At 72.6% G+C, this 6375-nt stretch carries 5 protein-coding genes; 2 read left to right on the top strand and 3 right to left on the bottom strand.

Annotated elements, in window-relative coordinates:
• Window position 1: 1 nt before the first annotated feature.
• The 3 genes from ACL02O_RS07985 to ACL02O_RS07995 all read right to left on the bottom strand — a co-directional run bounded on the left by ACL02O_RS07985 (window position 2) and on the right by ACL02O_RS07995 (window position 3693).
• Window positions 2–1183: a glycosyltransferase family protein gene (locus ACL02O_RS07985; protein WP_412817329.1), complete on the bottom strand. Its 1182-nt coding sequence runs from the start codon at window positions 1181–1183 to the stop codon at window positions 2–4.
• A 100-nt stretch (window positions 1184–1283) separates the two neighbouring features.
• Window positions 1284–2405 carry a glycosyltransferase gene (locus ACL02O_RS07990; protein WP_412817330.1) on the bottom strand — a complete coding sequence of 374 codons (1122 nt, stop codon included), beginning with the start codon at window positions 2403–2405 and terminating at the stop codon, window positions 1284–1286.
• Window positions 2406–2415: 10 nt separating this feature from the next.
• Window positions 2416–3693 carry a hypothetical protein gene (locus tag ACL02O_RS07995; protein WP_412817331.1) on the bottom strand — a complete coding sequence of 426 codons (1278 nt, stop codon included), beginning with the start codon at window positions 3691–3693 and terminating at the stop codon, window positions 2416–2418.
• A gap of 176 nt (window positions 3694–3869) precedes the next feature.
• Between ACL02O_RS07995 and ACL02O_RS08000 the strand changes: the two genes are divergently transcribed.
• Entirely contained in the window at window positions 3870–4718 is an 849-nt protein-coding gene (locus ACL02O_RS08000; RefSeq protein ID WP_412817332.1) for a MurR/RpiR family transcriptional regulator, read from the top strand.
• A gap of 12 nt (window positions 4719–4730) precedes the next feature.
• Window positions 4731–6375 (top strand): urocanate hydratase (gene hutU / locus ACL02O_RS08005; RefSeq protein ID WP_412817333.1); only part of this gene is annotated, 1645 nt, incomplete at its 3' end.

Here is a 6375-nt window from a genome sequence, read left to right on the forward strand (position 1 = left end):
TTCATTGCGCGCGGACCAGTTCGGTCTCCAGCAGTTCCCGCAGCAACGCGCCACGGCCGGCCCAGCCGTGCTCGGCCGCGCTCGCCATCCGGTCATGCACCATAGGGTCGGTGACCGGCTGCAACAGGTCCCGTAGACGGGCCGGGAAGTCGTCGGCCTCGGCCGCCGTCACATGGGCGTTGGTGCGGGCCAGCTCGGTGACCGCCGGCAGCGGGGTGCTCAGCACCGCCAGACCGGAGGAGAGGTACTCGAAGCACTTCAGGGGGCTCACCCCCCGGGTGTAGTCGTTGATCTCGTACGGGATGAGCCCGACGGCGCAGGTCCCGGCCAGCTCGGCGAGCTGGGCGGGGGTGAGCGTGCCGACGTGGCGGGCGCCGAGCTCTTCGAGCCGCCGCAGCTCCGCGTCGAAACTTCCCCCGCCAGCGGCGAGCGGGCCGGCCAGCAGCAGCTCGCCGTGCCCCCGCAGGGCGGTGGCGACCGACTCGAGGAGCCGGATGTCGAGCTTGTGGACGGTGAGGTTCCCGGAGAAGAGGGCGACGGGGTGGCGCTCGGCCGCCGGCCTGCTCGCCGCGGTGAAGACCGAAACGTCGGCGACGTTCGGCAGCAGCTCGACCCGGCGGAAGCCAGCGGCGACGAGATGCTCGTGGACCGCCTTGCTGGTGGCGATGGCGACGGCGGTGCGTGACGACAACGACCGCTCCCCACGGGCCACGGCGACACCGTCCACACCGGGAAAGGTCGCCAGCAGGTCCACGCAGTGGTAGATGACGACGTCCGCCGCCTGTTCCAGCCCGTAGGTGACGGGCGTGAACGTCCAGAGCACCCGCGGACGGGAACTCGCGAGCCATGTCGCGGTGGCGCGCCGGAGCAGCGCCCGGTTGATCGGACGGGTCGGCGTACGATGCACCGGCACCACGAGCGGCGACACGATCCGGGCCCCGGCTGGCCGGGGCCGGTGTGCCGGCGCCGGCCGGTCGCCCATGGCCTTGCGGACGCGCCCGGCCATCCGGACGACGTCGTCCCGGCTGAGCCGGGGCCGGCGCAGCCCCAGCGACTCCACGAAGGTGACGTTGCTCGTGTCGGCGAGTTCCCGGGCGACGTAGTGCTGGTTCGTCGCGATCGGGGAGTCCCACTCGGCGGTACCCAACATCAGCACGTTCGGCACGGGCGACGCCGTCCCCATAGATCAATCCCCCGCTCGCAGTGCACTGAGCCCGGCAAGATTATGCGAAGCTCCGTTCCGGGCCAATACCCGTACTAGATCCGGGAAGGCACTTGGGCGGCTACCCCTGTTCGGTCAGCCACGCGGCTACGTTCGCCTGGAAGACCTGCGGGGTGAACCGCTGGGCGTTGCTCATCGCCGCCCGAGGGGAAAGCTCCGACGCTTGGCGGATCGGGTCCACGTACTCGGCCGGGTCGGTCGCGTCGAGGAGGAAGCCGGTCTCGCCCGTGACCACGGTCTCCAGCAGTCCGCCACGGGCCCAACCCACGACGGGGGTGCCGCATGCCTGCGCCTCCACCGGGATCATGCCGAAATCCTCGAGCGCCGGGTAGAGCAGCGTGACGGCTCCCCAGTACAGCTCGCGCAGCCGTTCCCTCGTCGGCCTGATCTCGAACTCGACCGGTACGTCGACCCGGGCGGCGAGCCGGCGCAGGTTCTCCTCCTCCGGGCCACCACCGGCGATGACCAGCGGCAGGCCGGCCGCTGCGGCGATCTCGATCATCAGGTCGAAGTTCTTGTACGGGACCCAGCGGCCGACGCCCAGCAGGTAGCGGCGGTCCTGGTCGCGCACCTCCGGCGGGGCCGCCCCGAAGTAGTCCACCTCCACCGGCGGGTTGATCACCCGGGCGTCGCGTCCCCAGAAGCGGCGAATCCGGGCCTGCACCTCCCGCGAATTCGCGGCGTAGCTGTGTACGTGCCGGCTCAGCCGCCGGTCCCCCGCCTGCAGGACCGCGCGCATCGGTGCCAGCACCGGGTTCGCGCCCCGCTGGTCGAGGTCGGGGCTCCAGACGTAGCGGGCGGGCGAGTGCACGTAGCTCAGGTGGCGGGTCTGCTCCGGGTCCCCGATCCGCACCGTGTGTGCAAAGGCGTGGCTCGACGAGATGACGAAGTCGTACTTCTTGCGGGTCAGGGTCCGCCAGGTGAGCGGCATGAGCGGGAGCGCGAGCGCCTTGCTGTGCCGCAGTGGGGTCCTCGCCATCCAGGACTCGTGGATCTCCTGGTCCACCGTCGCGTCGTGGTCCTTCCAGAGCACGAAGCGTTCCGCGTGCGGCACGACCTCGGCCATGCTCAGGAAAACCTGCTCGGAACCGCCGGTTGCGCCGAACCACTCGTGGATCAGCGCCACGGACCGGTCGGCGAGAGGGCGGAGGGTGGCGTCCGAGGTGGACGAGGCGAGACTCACGGCACCGTCCTCAGAAGATGACCACGTCGCGGATGTAGTTGGCGAAGCGGCGCAGCTGGTACGCCTCGGGCACGGGAGAGGTCATCCGGATCACCAGCTGCCGGTCGAGCGCGCCGTTTTCCCCGCTGCGGAAGTAGGCCACCACGACCAGGCCGTGCCGCTGCCCACCGTCGACGTCGAGGATCTTCTCGGCGTAGCTCGCGTACTCGCCGCTCCGGATCCACTGGGCGCCCCACGCCTCCTCGACACCGCGCATGGCCTGCTGCCACTGCCCGTTGCACGGCTGGGGGCAGTTGCGCACGATGACCTCGCCGCCGACCGCTTGGAGGCCGGTGGCGGACGTGCCGCACTGGTACTTGACGAAGCCCTCGGCCCGCTCGGCCAGGGCGCACTGCCAGGTGGTGGGCATCTTCACCGGGAAGCCCAGGCCGTCGAGGTTGAGCGTGCGTACGGTGTCTCGCTCCTTGAACTTCGGCCACTGGGTCGGCCACGCGCCGAGCTTCGGCGGCTCGAGGCCGGGCGACTCCGGCGGCGTCGTCGGCAACAACGGTGGGGCGCTGCTGGTGCTGGCGATGTTCTGCGGCTCCTCCTTGTCCCCCGAGCTGGCCAGGACGGCCAGCACACCAGCGCCGGCGAGGACCACCAGAACGAGGGCGGCGACGCCGATCCAGAGCCCGGTTCGGCGGCGGGGCGGCTGGGAGGGCGTGATCCGGCGGGCCGGCGCGGCGAGCGGGTCCTGCGGCGGGACGCTGGCCGGCCGCGGCTGCTCCGGCAGCGGCGCGGGGGACACCTGCTGGGGTGCGGGGGACATCTGCTGCGGCGGGGACGACACCTGATGCGGCACTGCGGCGTGCATCGCCCACGGCAGCGGCGCCCCGGAGGTGGGGTTGGGCGTGCCGGAGGTCGGCACGCCGGAGACCGGCTGCGGCGGCCCGGCGACCGTGCCGCTCTCGGGGACCAGGACCTCCGCCTCGGACTCCGCCGGATGCAGGTCCATGCCGAGGGTCTGGAACAGCCGCTGCGCCCCCATCCCCTCCTCGGAGGGATAGGCCACCCACGGCTTCGCGGCGGCGAAGTCGGCGTTGACGTACCGCTGGCCCCCGGGGGTCAGCGCCATGGCGTTGGCCGCGTTGGCAAAAGCCTCCCGCCAGGGCTGGTCGGCGGCCGCGGCGCCGTCGAGCACCGCCACCGTCACCAGTCGGTCCTGCCCGTCGATGGCCCACCACGCCGTGCCCACCTGGCATACGCCGAGTGCCTCGGTGAACCTGTACGGACCGACCGGCTGCATGCCACCACTCCTCTGTTCCTCCGCCGTGCGGATAGTACAGAGGAGAGGCTCGCCTCCTCGTCCTCCGGTCAGTGCCTGCCGACCCGCCGGACGGCCCGGCGCAGGTGACGGCAACGGCCGGGCCCCGGAGTACTCCGAGGTTGCGTTGTGAAAGTTTTCATGCATAGAGTCACCACATGAATGAAAGCAGTGCGGCGCCCACCGACCGCCTGCTCGACCTCTTCCACGGCGTACGGCTCACCCCCACCCAGCGCCGGATCGCGCACTGCCTGGTGCAGCACGCGGGCGCGGCGGCGTACCTGTCGGCGGCCGAGGTCGCCGAGCTGGCCGGGGTCAGCCAGCCGTCGGTGACCCGGTTTGCCATGGCGCTCGGGCACGACGGCTACCCCGCGCTGCGCCGCCGGCTGCGGGAGCTGGGCATCGGCGGGGGCAGCCGGCCCGCCGACGGGGGCAATCCCCTCCAGCGGGCCGTCCGCGCCGAGATGGGCAACCTCGACCGGCTAACCGGCGAGCTGGCCGACGCCGACCGGCTAACCGAGGTGGGCAAGCTGCTCGCGGCCAGCCGTCCGCTGCCGGTGCTCGGGTTGCGCGCCGCCGCGCCACTGGCGGCGTACTTCGCGTACTTCGCCGCGAAGGTGCACCCGGACGTCCGGGTGCTCGACGACGGCGGCAGCCTCCTCACCGACCGGCTGGAGCAGGCCGCCGCGTCCGGGGCGAGCGCGCTGCTCGCCTTCGTGCTGCCCCGCTACCCCCGGGAGACCCTGGACGCGCTGCGCGAGGCCCGGGCCGCCGGGCTCACCGTCGTGGCGATCACCGACTCCCCGGTGAGCCCGGCGACCGACCACGCCGAGGTGGTGCTTCCCGCCGCCGTCGGCACCGACCTGGTCTTCGATCTGCACACCGCCCCGATGACCCTGGCCATGGTGGTGCTCCAGGCGATCTGCGACGCCACCCCGGCCGAGACCCAGGCCCGGCTCGAGGCGTTCGAGTCGTCGGCCGCCCGCCGCCAGTTGTTCCTCGGCTGAGAGGAGTACGAGATGCACCAGCCCGTCCGCGCCGCCCGCGGCACCGCACGCACCGCGAAGGGGTGGCCGCAGGAGGCCGCGCTGCGGATGCTGATGAACAACCTCGACCCGGAGGTGGCCGAGCGCCCCGAGGACCTGGTGGTCTACGGCGGCACCGGCAGGGCCGCCCGGGACTGGCCGTCGTACCACGCGCTGGTGCGGACGCTGACCGAGCTGCGCGAGGACGAGACCATGCTCGTGCAGTCCGGCCGACCGGTCGGCGTCATGCGCACCCACGAGTGGGCGCCCCGGGTGCTGCTGGCCAACTCCAACCTGGTCGGCGACTGGGCCACCTGGCCGGAGTTCCGCCGGCTGGAGCAGCTCGGCCTGACCATGTACGGGCAGATGACCGCCGGTTCGTGGATCTACATCGGCACCCAGGGCATCCTCCAGGGCACGTACGAGACGTTCGCCGCCGTCGCGGCGAAGCGCTTCGGCGGGAGCCTGGCCGGCACGCTGACGCTCACCGCCGGCTGTGGCGGGATGGGCGGGGCGCAGCCCCTGGCGGTGACCATGAACGGCGGCGCCTGCCTGATCGTGGACGTGGACCGCAGCCGGCTGGAGCGGCGGGCGCACGACCGCTACCTGGACGAGATCGCCGACTCCCTCGACGACGCGGTCGAGCGGGTGCTGGCCGCCCGGCGGGACCGGCGGGCGCTGAGCGTCGGCGTGGTCGGCAACGCCGCCACCGTCTTCCCGGAGCTGCTGCGCCGGGGCGTCGCCATCGACATCGTCACCGACCAGACCAGCGCCCACGACCCGCTGTCGTACGTGCCGGAGGGGGTGGAGCTGGCCGACGCGCGGGACTACGCGGCGGCGAAGCCGGCCGAGTTCACCGACCGGGCGCGGGCGTCGATGGCGAAGCACGTCGAGGCGATGGTCGGCTTCCTCGACGCGGGCGCGGAGGTCTTCGACTACGGCAACTCGATCCGCGGCGAGGCGAAGCTCGGCGGGTACGAGCGGGCCTTCGAGTTCCCCGGCTTCGTGCCGGCGTACATCCGGCCGCTGTTCTGCGAGGGCAAGGGCCCGTTCCGGTGGGCGGCGCTCTCCGGCGACCCGAAGGACATCGCGGCCACCGACCGGGCCATCCTCGACCTGTTCCCGGAGAACGAGTCCCTGGCCCGGTGGATCCGGATGGCCGGCGAGCGGGTCGCCTTCCAGGGCCTGCCGGCGCGGATCTGCTGGCTCGGCTACGGCGAGCGGGACAAGGCCGGGGTGCGGTTCAACGAGATGGTCGCCTCCGGTGAGCTCTCCGCGCCGGTGGTGATCGGCCGGGACCACCTGGACTGCGGCAGCGTGGCCAGCCCCTACCGGGAGACCGAGGCGATGGCCGACGGCTCCGACGCGATCGCCGACTGGCCGCTGCTCAACGCGCTGGTCAACACCGCCAGCGGCGCGTCCTGGGTGTCCATCCACCACGGCGGCGGGGTGGGCATCGGCCGCTCCATCCACGCCGGTCAGGTCTGCGTCGCCGACGGCAGCGCCCTGGCCGGGCAGAAGATCGAGCGGGTGCTCACCAACGACCCGGCGATGGGCGTCATCCGGCACGTGGACGCGGGCTACGACGCCGCCCGCGAGGTCGCCGAGCGCACCGGCGTCCGGGTGCCGATGACGGAGG

Origin of the sequence: Micromonospora mangrovicola, from assembly GCF_047200535.1 — a bacterium.
Lineage (GTDB): Bacteria > Actinomycetota > Actinomycetes > Mycobacteriales > Micromonosporaceae > Micromonospora.

Excerpts from the sequence above, each read along its gene's own strand:
- ACL02O_RS07985 (WP_412817329.1), bottom strand. The coding sequence starts at position 1,183 with ATGGGGACGGCGTCGCCCGTGCCGAACGTGCTGATGTTGGGTACCGCC.
- ACL02O_RS07995 (WP_412817331.1), bottom strand. The coding sequence starts at position 3,693 with ATGCAGCCGGTCGGTCCGTACAGGTTCACCGAGGCACTCGGCGTATGC.
- ACL02O_RS08000 (WP_412817332.1), top strand. The coding sequence starts at position 3,870 with ATGAATGAAAGCAGTGCGGCGCCCACCGACCGCCTGCTCGACCTCTTC.